Here is a 15204-nt window from a genome sequence, read left to right on the forward strand (position 1 = left end):
ATCCTATCTATTCCTTTTTCTTTACCCCTCACTCTGCCTTTACCTCCCCACCTTTAACGACTAATCCTTTAGAATCTATGACTACTTCTACTCCACCAGCTTTAATAACGATAGAATCACTTTTGGCTACAATAGAAGTATCGCTCACTTGAATTGTTGCTTCATTATTAGCATTAAGGAGATAATTAGAATCTGCAATCATTGTTATATTGTCTGCAACCATTACAGCAGCTCTATCAGATTCTAAACTCAAAGATTGAGGAGATGACAAATGAATATTCTCATTAGAATGAATAGCAATTTCACCTTGTGTTTGAATATTAAACTTTTTCTCAATGCTTATATCGCTGTCCCCCTCCACCACCTCTCTCTTATTCCCCCCTACATTCCTACTCTCATCTTGTTTGATACTTGTATTGAGATTCCCCCCTATCTCCACCTCCTTATCCTCTCCTACATATTCACTACTCTTCTTTGCAATCCTTACTTTGTTATCTACTCCTACATTTAAAGTATGACTTAATCCTACAATGGTATCTTTAGATAAAGCTACATTGGTATTATATTCTCCTCCAATACTTACAATCTTTGCTAAATCTATGGTTTGAGTATGAATCTTTTTAATCCTTTCATTATAAGTTCCCTCTACTTGAGATTCTTTATTGTTATGTATGGTTTGGAGAAAGTTATGCTTAATGAGTTCTTCATAATCTCTTTGTGCTTGAAGATAGATGTGTTCTTGTTCTTTGAGATTGGAGAGCGTGATTTCATTGAATCCAGATTCTATGAGATTGTGATGAGAGTTTGTATTCTCTGCTTGCAATGCACTGCTATTATTAAGAGTTCTTGCACTTAAACTTGTTTGATGAGCATTTAAAGGGAGGGGAGGTAAGGCAGGATTACTTGGATTGTAGAGACTGCCTATAATGATGGGCATATCTATGTCATTATTTAAGTAACTTATTAATACTTCATCTCCCACTCTTGGAGTATGATAAAAACCTGAACTTGCACTTGCAATAGGAGAGGCTACTCTAAGAAAAGCTGTGTGTGTATTAAGAGTATATAAATCATCTTCTAAATGAGTATTGTTTGAATGTTTGGTATTGTTTGTATTGGGTGTTGTGTGTATATCATTATCCGTGAGTAAAGCTTGTGCCATAAAGGCATGCAGCCTTACTTTTACCCTGCCAAAGTTATCTGTATAAAGCGTGTTGCTCTGTTTGATGATACTTGCATTAGCCTCTTTAATATTCTTGGCTTTTATATACTCTTCTCCTACAACTATACCTTGCATAAGAGATGGAGGGTTTGGTTTGGGCTTGGGTGTAGGCATATAAGATAGGTTTGAAGGCAAGAGAGTAATAAGATTACTATAAGTATCTTTGAACCGAGAGATGTTGCTATCATTGGCTTGTTGATGAGAGGGTAAAGTATCTGCAAGAATAGATTCGTTTATAAGGGTTTGCTCTAATGCTATGATAGTATATTCATTTATAAACTCTTGCGTTTTATTATCTTGAATATTATTTCCTAAAAGAGATTTATTTTTAGATTCTATATATAATCTTTGAGCTAAACAGAGTGTATAGATATTGCTTTGAGCGTTCATAAGAGCTTGAGTATTGGCAGTATGTTGGGCTTGATTAGAGCAAAGAGACTTTATATTCGCTTGATAGGTAAAACTCACATTGGGTATAAATACACTTTGCATAGAGGCAGTATAGTTATAAGGATTATTCATATCTTCTTGTGCTAGAGAAGTATCATTTGATGTAGAATGAGTGGCAATATCTGGGGATTGTTTGTCAATATATTTTGAATACATATAAGTATTGATTTGAGGATTGTTTGCATCATTGCTGAAGAAGTTAAATTGTTTTGTGTGTATATGATGAGAATGTGTGAGAGCAAAAATACAGGGTTCATTAAGATTATTATGTGTTTTTACATTAGGATTAAAAGGGACTTTAGTGAGAGGAATAGGAGTATAGGGTGTGTGATGACATACATATAAGGTATCATTGTCTTCATAAAAGTATATACCATTATTATGAGCTAATCGTGTGATGAAATCTAAATCAGATTCTTCATATTGGGTGATAATCTCTAAAGGATTATCAATTTGGCTAAGAGAAGAAAAATCTATTTGTTTGCATAATTGTGGAGTATAAGCAGTGAGTATATCTTTGAGTATGTCTAAAGGTGTTTTATCTGTATAGATTCTATTTGCTTTATTGAGTGAAAGTCTTATGAGAGGAGAAGTGAGTGTAAAGGTAAAGAAATGTCTATGGTTTATAGATTTAGGTGTAGGTATATCTAAGGAAGAGAGTGTCTTTTGTTGAGAAGTATTGGTTATGTCAGTAATAGTGTTGATTGTGTTATTTGTATCTAAGGAAACATTAGATTTAGAACCTAAATACTCTATATGTGTAATGATACCCTTATATGATTTAATAGGGGTAGAAGTATTACCTAAAGAGATAGAAAGAGCACTATGATAGTTTGTGTTGCCATAGGGATTAGAAATATATAATAGAGCAAAATTATCTTGCAATAGCTGGAGATTGAAAGGTTGGTCTAATGCAAAAGAATAAGGGGGAGCAGATGATGCAAAATCGGTATCTTGGGTATGAGATTGGATTGTGTGTGAGGGAGAGTTTGTTTTACCCAAAGAAGCAAAAGTAGCAGAAAATATATCTGCATAAAAGGATTCTATAAAACCATTACAAGTAATATGAAAAGGAGACTGCAAACTTTCTCTAATATGGGCTTTGGTGATGGTAAAGGTGATAGAGTTAATATCCAAAGAAAGAAAAGCACTCATAAAACTATCCTTTAGGGGTATTTTTGTAAAAAAAGAGGCTCATCTCACTATCTCACAAAGCATCCCGTTTTTTACTACAACTTTAAGGGTATGTAAAAAAGTTTTTTTAAGGCAGATATGAAGAAATTAAGCATTTCTCCAGTCATCACTTCCGCTCGTTCCTGCAACAACATGTTCCCAAATAATTTTTCGATAATTAAGAGAAACCCTAAAGAGCTCAGTTTTGTTATTATTGCTTGTATCTTGTGCATTTGGCATAATAAGGTCTATGTCTGTAATAATAGCATCTTCTAATTTTGTAGTGAAGTAATGTTCTGCTCCACCACCTATTGATGTCCTAAACCAATGTACTTCTACATTGTTTAATCTTTCACCCTTTGTGAGGGCATTGTAAAGTAAAGGAACAGCTTTATTGAGAGAACAGGTAAAAATAAAGGGTCTATGCACCCTTTGACCTGATGGTTGTCCGCTTTGTGTATCTGTGGGAACAGTTACAATATGAGAAATCTCTTGAGCCATAATTTCATCTTCGTGTCCTGCTTGGTAACGATTACCTATGCTCTCTTGCGTAGAAGCCCCACTAGAAATAAGTCCTTGTGTAACACCTTCAATTTTAATATATGCTGGCTGCGCCATAGTAATCCTTTCTGTGAGTTTTATCCATATAAAAGCGAAGTATTCTACACAAAAAAATAAAATCAATAATTAAGTTTTATAAAAATATAAATATTTTTACTCACATAGTGTCATTAACATACTACATTGTGCAAAATTCGCCTTTTTTTTATTTAATAATAACCCAAAACCAAGAGTAGCCCTCGCAATATCGCCGAGCCTAAAATCCATTTTGGGGTTATATTGCATATCTAAACGAACATCAATGGCAAATTCATTGTTGGTGAGAAAAATTACACTCTCTCTAAGTTTATTGTGTTGCTTATGATGTGGAAAATAATCTAGGGCTTCCTGATAATGCAAATCCTTGATGCGGAGTAATATTTTATTTTGATAGGAATATATTGTGCTACCTAGTAGAAAACTTTTGCCAAGAGTAACATTTTTAAATCCTAAACTATTCTGTTGATTCTTATTGATACGAATGGCTTGTGGAATATTCTCGACAATAGAAATTCTATCGTGCAAATGAAAATTATGTGCCAAAATTTTCTCAATATAAGCTTTTGGTCTCCTTAGGCTTAAAATAAGAGGTGCAAATGGAAGATATGCCTTTGCACTTGTTGTATCACTAAAACCTAAAAGTTTCAACAATACAAAAGAAATTCTATCGCTAAAATCTGTCTCAAATGAGCGATGATAACCTCTAAGTGATATGCTATCATAAAATAGCCATAAGAGATAATTATTAAAAAAATCAAAAAAAAGACTAAAGCCTTCGCCATCATCTTCATTTTTTGCAAAATTATCAAGCATATAATAAGGCAGAGGTGAAGATTGCCCTAGCAATCCAAAAAAATAGCTAAAGACTTCCACGAAAGATTCAGTATGCATTTTGGAAGATATATTTTGAGGTAATTTTTCCATAGCTTTTACAGATGAAGCCTCAAGTGGAAGCATATCTTTCGACTCTAAATCTGCCATACCATGATATTGTAATATATCAACTTCTTTATACGCATGTCCCAAACTCCTAGCACTACGTAAAAAGATTTGCTCCCTATTCAAAGAAACCAAGAGCATTTTTATTAGCCGATAAAAAGTAAAATTCATAATAATGCCTTATTGCCATAGATGATAGAATAGCTAAAAGATGTATTACTTGTTGTACAGCACAAGGATACCTCGCAAAAAGAATTGATACTAACAAAAGAAGAAAAAAAGTGTGCAAGCACTAAGCCTATCTTATATGCCTCACCTAAACAATAAAACTTTGAATCATCAATATATAGGGTAATTTGCATACCTCTTAATGTAATAAATCCATTGACATTATAAGCAGGCTTGGATTCTATCTTTTGTAAGGATTCACTTATTATTTCGTAAAGATTTTTTGGTTTATCAATATTAAAGCTGTATGTATGCAACAATGCTAAGAAGCTCTCTTTATGCGTTATACTTTGATAATTAAAAGAAAGGGTAGCGATAAAATCCCACAATGTAGCATTATCAATACTTCTATGTTGCGATTTTGTAGGTAACATAAGATTACGTGTAAGGACATCTTGATATCCTACAATCTCATTGATTGAGCCTATCTGCAAACCATTTGGAAGATTGTTGTTGCTACATAAAACATCAATGGAAAGTGTTTCTCTGCGAGATTGATTACTATAAATACTAATTTCTTTATAATGCTCTCCATTTGCATCTTGCTTATTTGAAATAGCATAAAAATCATTTCCCTTATCTACAAATTCAAATCGCTCAAAACTATTGTAATTTTTTAATATCCGTCTTCCTGAGTCGCTATTATGAGCCTTAACTTTCAATACCTGTATCACAGAATATGCGTTAAGATGCGCCCTATCGATAAATATTCTATACCCATTTCGTGTATGGTCAGTAAGAATCGGCTCTGTCTGGGTAGAAAAAAGATTAACAATGGGCGTGCTAAATAGCGAAAACTGATTGGCTTTTGGAAGGGTATCTTTAGGCAATTCTTTTTTGAAAATAAATTTAAAAGTCATCTTTTCACTTTGACATTCTTTTAGTATTTCTAGATTTTTTATTCTCACAAATGCAAATTTTTCTGGCAAAAAAAGCAATTCTTGTAAAAGTGTAAAAGCACTAAAGCCTACATCGCCATTACTAAACATACTCTCATTTTTGTCAAAACCCGTAGTCTCTAAAGAATCACAAGGAATCTTAAAAGATGTGAGAGTATCAGCACAGACAATAACAATTTCTTGCAAATAACATAAAAGCCATAAAAGTAATGTATTGGCACTATAAACCTCACTGCCAAGATAAATCTGTAAAAAATGAATATCCATATCTGCTATTTTAAAAAATTTGTTTGTGCTTACAATATCAAGGCAAAATACACTCTGCTTCCCTTCGTTAGTAAGCGACATATCGCTTATTTTAAGAGGATGCAGACAAACATCATAGATAGTTTTAAATTCACATTGCACTTGATTTATTGGAGTAGATTTAAGACTTGTATGTCTAGGAATAAAAACCTTGCATTCTTTGCTTTCTGGCTTAAGTGCAAAGTCCTGTATGCACATTGATGGCAACGAGTTTGTGTAATTGGGTGCAAGAATGTTAATCAAAGATTCTGCAATCAGGGGAATATTGCCATCAAGCTCTTCGTGAATCTTAGATGTTAATAACGCTAAAGATTCTATAATACGTTCCACATCTGGATCATTACTATTGTGGGATAAAAATGGGGCAAGTTTGGGATATTTATTAACAAAAATTTCCCTCATTTTATGCAAATAATCAAGCTCTTTACGGAAATAATGAATATTTTTCACTTATCTGCCCTTTTCTACTTTAATCAAATACTTTTTTGGGGTTTCCTAAAACTATCTCAAGCAAACCGCTTACATTACATCACAATAGCGATTATTTTTAAAGACAATTTGTATATTAAAATCATCTAACAAGTCACCCCCAACATGACGCATTCGCATAAAAAAACTTATTTGCCAAGGAGCAAAGCTTTCATCATATTCTATGTTTAGAATCTTTGCCCTTATTTCATAAGTATTTATAAGATGGTAGATTTTTTCTGACATAAGCAGGGCGAGATTTTTTGTATTTATATCCAAATCTTCCAACGATAAGTCTGCAAAATTCATAAGACTTATACCCTCATTTTTAGTATTCATGAGGATTGAAATATGATCTTTTATCGTTTTGGTTCTATCTTCAAAATAAGCAGAATCTACATAAGGATGCAGTTGAGAAATAATTTTATTTACAAAAGACATAATTTATTCTCTGTCAAGTTTCCCCACCAAAGAAAGTTCAAAGTTTGCTCCCATAAATTTAAAGTGGGGTCGTACATTTAAATTTATTCTATACCAACCTGCTTCCCCTTCTATCTCGCTTACAAGAACTTTGGCGCCTCTAAATGGTCGCCTACTTCGAACCTCTGCGGGAGGATTCTCTTGATCTGAAACATATTGCCTCATCCACTCATTTAAGCCATTCTCTATATCTGCTCTTTCTTTCCAGCTCCCAATTTCTTCTCTTTGCAATACCTTAAGATAATGAGCAAGGCGAGAAACTAAAAATATATAGGGTAACTGCGTACCAAGCCTATAATTTGTCTCTGCCTCTTTTCCTTCAGGCGTATTTGGAAAAATTTTTGGCTTTAATGCGGCATTTGCGGAGAAAAATACTGCATTATTGCTATCACGTCGCAACGTAAAGGCTATGAAGCCAGATTCTGCAAGCTCATACTCACATCTATCTGTGATAAGCACCTCCGTTGGTATCTTAGATTGCGTAGTGCCAAAGCTTTCATAAATATAAGTAGGCAAATCTTTTACAGCACCGCCAGCCTTAGGTCCTATAATATTTCCACACCAGCGATAATTTGCAAAACTATCAGTCAATCGCGTAGCAAAAGCATAAATAGTATTTCCCCATAGCAAGTGATTATGCGAGTTATGCACATTTTCCTTGTAATTAAATTTCTTTATAGGATTTTCTTGTGGCTCATAAGGAGATCGAGTAAGAAAACGTGTAACCAATAAACCAGCATACTTAGAATCTTCATTTTCCCTAAAGGTGCGCCATTTTACATATTGCGGACCCTCTAAAAGTGCTTTTAAATCCTGTATCTTGGGAAGTTCCGCATAATTATCAAGCCCAAAAAAACCAGCACTCATAGAAGTTAAAAATGGAGCATGGCTCATAGCCGCAATAGAAGACATCTTAGAAAGAAAATTCATATCAGGCGTAGAAGCATTCAAGGCATAATCACCCAGAATTGCACCTACAGGCTCGCCACCAAATTGTCCATATTCAGAAGAATAAATACGTTTATATAATGTAGCTGTTGTAATATCTGGATTTGCCTCAAAATCCTCTAAAGCCTCTTGTTTAGTTACATCAAACAAATTAATTTTTATATTTTCTTGAAAATTAGTGCGTTCTACTAAAAAATATAAACCTCTCCATGTAGATTCTAATTGCTGAATCTGTTCGTTGTGTAATATCTCGTCCATTTGACGTGAGATAATATCATCAATATGCGCTATCATTTCATCAAGCGTGTATTTGTTGATTTTATTTTCTGCACTATCAGTTTTGACTATTTCTGTGATAAATTCCACCACACCCATTTTGGCAATATTATAACTTTCATCTTCCTTTGAATATCTACTTGTCTGCATTATACTATCAATGATAGATAGCTCTTTTATTGAAGTTTGTGTATTTGCTGATGCACCACTCATAAGTAATCTCCTTAATCGATTATCATGAACTTTTCCTTCAATGATAATCACTTTTTATTTTCATCTGTAGATTGATTCTCTTTAATCTCTAGCAAAAGCTTCTCTTTTGTATCTTTATCCTTGAGGGCTTCCAAGAGTGCTTTTCTAAAATCTGGAATATTGCCCATTGGTCCCTTCAATGCTACAAGGGCTTCACGTAGTTGAAGCAATTTGTTTAGCTCTGGCACTTGAGTAGCAATACTGTCTGGTGAAAAATCACCCAACCCTTCAAACTTAAGATTTACAGATAATTCATCTGCATCTTGCTTGAGAACATTTTTTACACTTACATGTGTGCCTATATTCATTTTTTGCATTACTTGATTAAAATTGTGTTTATTAATAGACACAACCTCTCGTTCATCAAACGGCACATCATTGCCTCCTGTAAAATTACCCATAACCATTAGCTTCAAAGGAAGCTCTACATCAGGATTCTGCCCATTTGTCTTTGAACGATATGTGATATTTATCCGCTCTTTTGGCGGAGTAGAATTTTCTGCCATAGTATATCCTTAGACTGCCGTTGTTTTAGCTACCCAACAAGCATAACAATAACCTTTAGTATTTGATAGATAGCTAAAAGGTAAATCTCATTGTAGCAAAATTAAACAAATTTAAATATTAATCTAAGTATAATCGTGTAAACTTTAAAATCAATACAAGAAAGAAGTTCAGATTTAGAGGTCTTTAATGCGATATATCCAGCTTTATATTTCCTTTTGCATTCTCGCTTGCTTTATGGGGCTAGCTATTAGTGGGTGCAGCTCACCTGTTAAGATACAGGCTTTCAATCAGGCAGATTCTAACCTTAATAATCGTGGCGATAATGTGCCTGTTACGCTCATTATTTATCAGCTCAAGGATATTAGTAAATTCAAGCAATCTTCCATACAAGATTTAAGCACACGTGGAAATGTTGTCCTTGGAAGGGACATTGTAGATTTTATCAAGGTGCAAGTGCCGCCAAATGAAATTGACGTGCCTGTTGCAGAATTTGCAAAAAAAGAGGGTAAATATATCGGCGTGTTAGCTCTTTTTGCCAATCCGCAGGATAAAAAACAAAAATTCTATAAAAAGCTGAATCGTGTCTTTTCAAACAAAATCGAGCTTAATATTGCCACTGAAGGCATTATGCAACACAAAAAAAGTAAGCAAAGTCAAGGTAAAGATACAAAGGCTGATGGCACTGCTGGAGAAAACAATATAAAGGATTTGTTCAATGAATAGTAAGCTTAAGGTCGCTTGGTATAATGGTATGCACATTGATAAAATCCATTTTGAGCAACAAGAACGATTTTTAGAACATATTATCCATACAAAAACCTCTCGACTTGTATCTAATCTTTATGGTGTATTTGATGTAAGTTTTTCTACCGATATGCTCAATTTGGGCAAAATAGCCCTTACACAAATTAGTGGAATTACACAAGATGGTAGCGTGTTTAATGCGCCAGATGATGATTTATTACCTGAAGTTTTGGAGTTGCCGCCCAATATGTCTTCACCAATTATTACGCTAAAAATCCCTACATATTCAGACGCTACTGCTGATATGTCTTTAAAAAATACTTTTCCAAACTCCAAGTATATTGTAAGCAATGTACCTACAACTTCCAAGATTCACGATGATGTGCAAGATTACATACATACTAACACAGAAGAAATCTCTTATCAGCAAGAAAAAGTTTCTCTTGCATTGGGGAGTTTGCGGCTAAAGCTTGGTATCCTTGGAGACAAATCACCAAATGAACTAGAAATACCCATAGCAAAAGTGAAAAACATCTATTCTCATAGCAAAAAAATAGAGCTTGATGAAAAATTTATCCCCACCTCTATTGATATTTGCAGTAATGCCTTTATAAAAAGTTTTCTAGAAGAAATGCTCTTTTCCATCAAGCAACACAAAGAAAGCTTCACGCAAATTTTTAGAGGCATAGACCAAACCAAAAATACGCTTGATTTTAGCACCTATTTATCGCTCAATCTCCTCAAAAAATACACGCTTATCTTTTCTTATCTTGTCAATAAAGAAAAACTACACCCAGAGACATTATATGAAAAACTTGTAGAATTTCAAGCTGACTTACTTACCATAAGTCATAATGATGCACAAGATGAATTTATACCCTACGAGCACAATGATTTAAGTGCGGTTTTCATTCCGCTTAGTAATAATATCCGCCTCCTCTTTGCTAATGTTACCTCACCCAAATATGCAATGGCACAAGTCATAGACAATGGCAATGGATTCTACGATTGCATATTTGATAATGCTTCTATGCTGCAAGATGGGGAATTATTCTTAGCAGTAAGCTCCTCTCTACCTATGCAAACGTTACTTGAAACCTTTAGCACACAGAGTAAAATACATACCCAAGCCACTATTAAAAGCATTGTTGCCTCACAGCTTAAAGGACTGCATATAGAGGCAATCCCCAGCATTCCATCAGCTCTACCGCATTTAAGTGGCTATGTATATTTTAAGCTTGATAAGCAAGATTTTATCTTTACGCATTTTGCTAAGCAAAATGTTATCAGCCTTTATATGACAAATAATATCACAAAGCCCGACATTAAGCTTTGGGCATTATTTAACTAAAGAGAAATGCTATGAACACAGAGCAAGAACTTTCCCTGCTACTTGAAACAAATTTTGCAAACCATTGCAACAATATGCAAAACAATAAGATTTTACACTTGACCTTGCCATTACTTTTGTTTGCTACACGACTTTCCAAAACAGGCATACTTGATGATAGCTATATCACAAATACAGAAGAAACTTTTGCTAATGAAATCCTCTCTATCGGAAGCAATCTCAATGCTTTGCGTTGTTATGAAGATAAGGATTTAATCAAACTCCGTTACTGCTTGTGTGTGTTTATTGATGAAATGCTCTTACATAATGAAAGCTTTATCAATAGCCACTTTGCAAAACATACACTTACTATACGTCTTTTTGATGAAATGCTAGGTGGAGATAAGTTTTATGGTATTGCCAATCAATGGCTTCTTACCCCAAGCAAACACAAAGATATGCTAGAATTTATCTATACATGCCTTATTTTGGGCTATCAAGGCAAATATGCCTCCGACACTCAAGGCAAACAAAAAATTAATCATCTATGCTGCAATATAGCAAATTCTCTTGCTCCTGCTATGGGAAGTAGCGAAGGAAAAGCTTTTGAATTAGCCCTCAATCATCAAGAGCAAACGCGTATTCTAAAACTTTTGCATAAAAAATACTTGCGACCATTTTGGCTTATGGCTATCATTTGCTCCATCGTTGCATTATTCTTTCTTTTCTCATTTTTAAAGCTAGAATCTCAAAAAGCCATTACACAAGATACCCTTAAACAAAATTTGCAACACTTCAAGGTATCTCCACATGAGGATTAAGGAAATGTTTGGCAAGATATTTAATTATCTCAAATCAAAAACTTTTCTCTATATTTTACTTATATGTTTTGCGTTGCTTTTAAGTGTACTTTTTTACATATACTCGCCCTTATTTGCATTTAATGATATTTATATTTTTAGTAGCGCATTAACAAGAATCCAAGTGCTTATTGTCGTATGGCTTTTAATCTTTTTTATCTTTCTTTATAGACCACTTATTCATCTTATTCAATCGCTCAAAAATGAGAAACACATACAGTACAAGGAAATCAAACAAGAAGTTACAAAGGCATTCCGCAGGGCTAAAAGAAATTATTTCATTGCTCTAAATGACGCAAAGAGTATGTGGAAAAGAAAACTCTATCTTAAAAATATCCCTTTAGTGATTATTATTGGTAATGAGGGAGCAGGCAAAAGCTCGTTTATCAATTATGCGAATATACAATATCCATTGAGTGAAAGCTTGACATCTTATAAGAAATTTCACAAATCTACCAACAACTTCAATCTTTACATTTCTCAAAAGGGTGCATTGCTTGATACAGAAGGTAATTATTTTGCACAAGAGAACTTTCGGCAAACAAGTAATACCGATGAAATTGCTGAAGATAATTTAGAAAAGAATAAAGATTTTTTAATCAAAAAGGGCGTATGGAATCAATTCTTACACTTCCTTAATACTAATACCTTTCATAGCAAACTTAATGGCATTGTGCTTATTATTGATGTGCATGCTTTTTTACAGAATCCAAAGCAATATGAACAAAATGTCTTACAATATCTAAGCAAAAGAGTGAGTGATTGCGAAGAAAATCTAGGCTTGCAACTCCCCATTTATATTGTTTTTAATAAAATTGACTTGTTAGAGGGTATGCGGACATATTGGGACATCTTTGATGAAAGCATTGCAAATAAAATGCTAGGACTTACTTTAGATAAAAATAGTAGCAAATTAGAACTACAAAATACTTTTACAGAATTAAGCAATTCATTGCTCTATACTTTTATGCGTAGAAATCAATCCTTACATTCACTTGAAGACAAAAATTTAGCCCTTTTATTTTTAAAGCAACTTGATGTGCTTTTTGCCCTTGCAATAGACTTTATCCTCCAAGCAAAGGAACAAAATGCCTTTAAAAACAAATCCTATATCCGCGGCGTATATTTTACCTCCGCATACCAAGAAAATGTCCCCAGAAATTACTTGCTTGATGCTGTGTGTGAAAAATACGAAATCAAAAAACCTCCGGCAAAATCCGCAACCAAGCAAAATAAGCGAAGCTACTTTGTGCAGGGTTTGTTAGAACATATTTTTCTTAAAGATGCACATCTAAGCAGTATGATTAAAACCTCTTGGCAAACTTTCAAACTCGCCTTTGGAACTATAAGTATATGTATATTTGGATATGTTTTTTGCACTTATTTAATCCATAAAACCTATAAAGAAGTAGATAAAAGCCATATCACATTTAATAGCATTACTTCATTACTTGCCAATACAAGCTCTTATGAACATCTTACCCTGCAAGAAAAAACCGAACTTATGCTTCATCTTAAAGCCATACTCAAAAACTATCCATCTCTATTTGAAAAGCCCTCCATTATACAGTATTTTTCACTGAATTTCTCCTATCAAGGATTTTTGCCTGCAAGAGACTTTTATTATGCTATCAATGAAGAAGTGATTGGCAAAACATTGCTTAGAGAAATGGAGCAGATTCTCTTACACAATACCGATCAAACCACACTTATTGAAACCATCTATATGTATCAATCACTCTATGATGAAGCATATATAAATAAACCTCTTTTGGCAAATTGGGTTATAAAGAATTGGCAACCTTTTGCTAAATATAAAATTCCAAAAGATGATTTTATTACCGCTATTGAAGATTTAGCTATAGGCAATCTCTCACATACACAACCAAAAGATACACAAGCGCTACACATAGCAAAAACTCAAATTATGCAATTAGAGCAACAACAGAGAATCTATACCATTATGGCTTTTAGAAATAGCCTAAAAAAACAAAGCTTTTTTAACCTTAAAGATAAGGTAGGCACAGCATTTTATATGATATTTGAGCATACTGATAAATTAAGTCAAATTGACAAAACCTATACAAAAGATGGTCTAATGGAGTTTTTAAGTAATTTAGATACCAATATACAAACTGCTATCAAAATAGAATCTTGGGCGTATAATGAAAAAATGCAATACCAAGCCCTCACAGAACAAGCACAAAGAGATTTATACACACATATTATTAGTATTTACCTTAATGATTATAAACAAAGATGGGAAGAATTACTTCAGGCTATATCTCCTAAGCAATATACCGACAAAAACAATATACTCACACAATTACAAATCTTATCAGAATCTACCAATCCACTCAATAGTCTCATTAAAATCGTAAATGATAATACCCACCTAAACGACACTCTTTTGCTTAATTACGCATACGGCTTAGGATTGCCAAGCTCAGATATTAAAGCACAATTTACATATATTAGTAACTCCTTTAAAGATTATTATGACTTCATAGGAGAAAAATCCTTACTTCTCTCTCAAATAGATTCCTTTAATGACATAAAAAAGCAAAGTAGCACGGAAGAAATAAAAGAGATACTCGCTAAAGATATACAAAATATGAGTGGTAAAATTACAGAATTTACAAAAGATGATACAAAAAACATAAAAGATAAGCTTATATATATCCTTGAAGGAAGTAATGATGAAACTGACGCATTTGTAGAGCTAAAGCGAAACACAGCAATGTTGCCTCATGCGTTAAAACAATACTACAATGAGATTTCTACACTCTCTTGGAACGTTATAGAAAAAAGCACCTATGCACTTCTAAATAATGCATGGAAAAAAGAGGTGTATGATACTTTTATAAATGATATCTCCCCTTTTTATCCTTTCAATGCTTACTCGGATAAATCCTTGCCACTCAACACTTTTAAAGATTTTTTTGGCAATACAGGCACATTACAATCTTTTTATACGCAATATCTAAGTAAAATTTTGCAAAAAAAAGGCAATACCTATGTGCCAAATCCTGCCTATAGCGAGACGATAAAGCTTTCTGCTCAATTTATAAGTTTTTTTAACCAAATAAGCAATCTCAATAGCATATTTGATAATAACAATAACCTTACACTTAACTTTTTTATACAATGCCTTGGTTTATCATCAGATTTTAGCTCTCTTGATATAAGCTATAACAACCAGACTTTACACTATGATCACACGCTTAATCCTAAAATCCAGATTATTATTGAACAATTCAATAGTAGCACGGAGTTACGTTTGAGCGTGAATGACTATTACCAAATGCCTCAATACAATAAAATTTATAGTGGCGAATGGGCGTGGCTTAGATTCATAAAAGACATTACACCTGCTCAAAATACAGGCAACACTCTTTACTTTGAAAATAATAAACAATGGTATTTTGATTTTAGCATTACTCCAAATAGGCTAGAACTTTTACATTTAAGCCGTATTCTAACGCATTTTAATATGCCTCAACTTATCACTCAACAATAAGG

Annotated in this window: 11 protein-coding genes; 4 read left to right on the top strand and 7 right to left on the bottom strand. The window is 33.5% G+C overall.

Features of this window, described 5'->3' with window-relative positions; genetic code table 11:
• Positions 1 to 28: 28 nt before the first annotated feature.
• The 7 genes from HH_RS09280 to tssB form a co-directional block, all read right to left on the bottom strand.
• On the bottom strand, positions 29 to 2827 hold the full coding sequence (locus tag HH_RS09280) for a type VI secretion system Vgr family protein (RefSeq protein WP_011115086.1): 2799 nt from the start codon (positions 2825 to 2827) through the stop codon (positions 29 to 31).
• 126 nt (positions 2828 to 2953) lie between these two features.
• The gene (locus HH_RS01205) at positions 2954 to 3463 is read right to left on the bottom strand and encodes an Hcp family type VI secretion system effector (protein ID WP_011115087.1); all 510 of its coding nucleotides are present in this window, start codon (positions 3461 to 3463) and stop codon (positions 2954 to 2956) included.
• Between the two features lie 96 nt (positions 3464 to 3559).
• Positions 3560 to 4555 carry a type VI secretion system baseplate subunit TssG gene (gene tssG, locus HH_RS01210; RefSeq protein ID WP_011115088.1) on the bottom strand — a complete coding sequence of 332 codons (996 nt, stop codon included), beginning with the start codon at positions 4553 to 4555 and terminating at the stop codon, positions 3560 to 3562.
• The gene (tssF, locus tag HH_RS01215) at positions 4552 to 6267 is read right to left on the bottom strand and encodes a type VI secretion system baseplate subunit TssF (protein ID WP_011115089.1); all 1716 of its coding nucleotides are present in this window, start codon (positions 6265 to 6267) and stop codon (positions 4552 to 4554) included. The genes tssG and tssF overlap by 4 nt, the downstream gene beginning before the upstream one ends.
• 69 nt (positions 6268 to 6336) lie before the next feature.
• Entirely contained in the window at positions 6337 to 6726 is a 390-nt protein-coding gene (locus HH_RS01220) for a hypothetical protein (RefSeq protein ID WP_011115090.1), read from the bottom strand.
• 3 nt (positions 6727 to 6729) lie between these two features.
• Entirely contained in the window at positions 6730 to 8202 is a 1473-nt protein-coding gene (tssC, locus tag HH_RS01225; RefSeq protein WP_011115091.1) for a type VI secretion system contractile sheath large subunit, read from the bottom strand.
• 47 nt (positions 8203 to 8249) lie between these two features.
• Positions 8250 to 8747 carry a type VI secretion system contractile sheath small subunit gene (gene tssB / locus HH_RS01230; RefSeq protein WP_011115092.1) on the bottom strand — a complete coding sequence of 166 codons (498 nt, stop codon included), beginning with the start codon at positions 8745 to 8747 and terminating at the stop codon, positions 8250 to 8252.
• Positions 8748 to 8934: 187 nt separating this feature from the next.
• On the opposite strand from tssB, the gene tssJ reads away from it, so the two are divergent.
• The 4 genes from tssJ to tssM are packed head-to-tail and all read left to right on the top strand — an operon-like array spanning position 8935 to position 15202.
• Positions 8935 to 9471 (top strand): type VI secretion system lipoprotein TssJ, encoded by a 537-nt coding sequence (gene tssJ / locus HH_RS01235; protein WP_011115093.1) that lies wholly within the window; start codon positions 8935 to 8937, stop codon positions 9469 to 9471.
• Positions 9464 to 10843 (top strand): type VI secretion system baseplate subunit TssK, encoded by a 1380-nt coding sequence (gene tssK, locus HH_RS01240; RefSeq protein ID WP_011115094.1) that lies wholly within the window; start codon positions 9464 to 9466, stop codon positions 10841 to 10843. Before tssJ ends, tssK begins: the two co-directional genes overlap by 8 nt.
• An 11-nt stretch (positions 10844 to 10854) precedes the next feature.
• A complete protein-coding gene (icmH, locus tag HH_RS01245; RefSeq protein WP_011115095.1) occupies positions 10855 to 11643 on the top strand; it encodes a type IVB secretion system protein IcmH/DotU in 789 nt (262 codons plus the stop codon).
• Positions 11644 to 11647: 4 nt separating this feature from the next.
• Positions 11648 to 15202 (top strand): type VI secretion system membrane subunit TssM, encoded by a 3555-nt coding sequence (gene tssM, locus HH_RS01250; RefSeq protein ID WP_011115096.1) that lies wholly within the window; start codon positions 11648 to 11650, stop codon positions 15200 to 15202.
• Positions 15203 to 15204: the final 2 nt, after the last annotated feature.

Source organism: Helicobacter hepaticus ATCC 51449 (genome assembly GCF_000007905.1).
Classification (GTDB): Bacteria; Campylobacterota; Campylobacteria; order Campylobacterales; family Helicobacteraceae; genus Helicobacter_C; species Helicobacter_C hepaticus.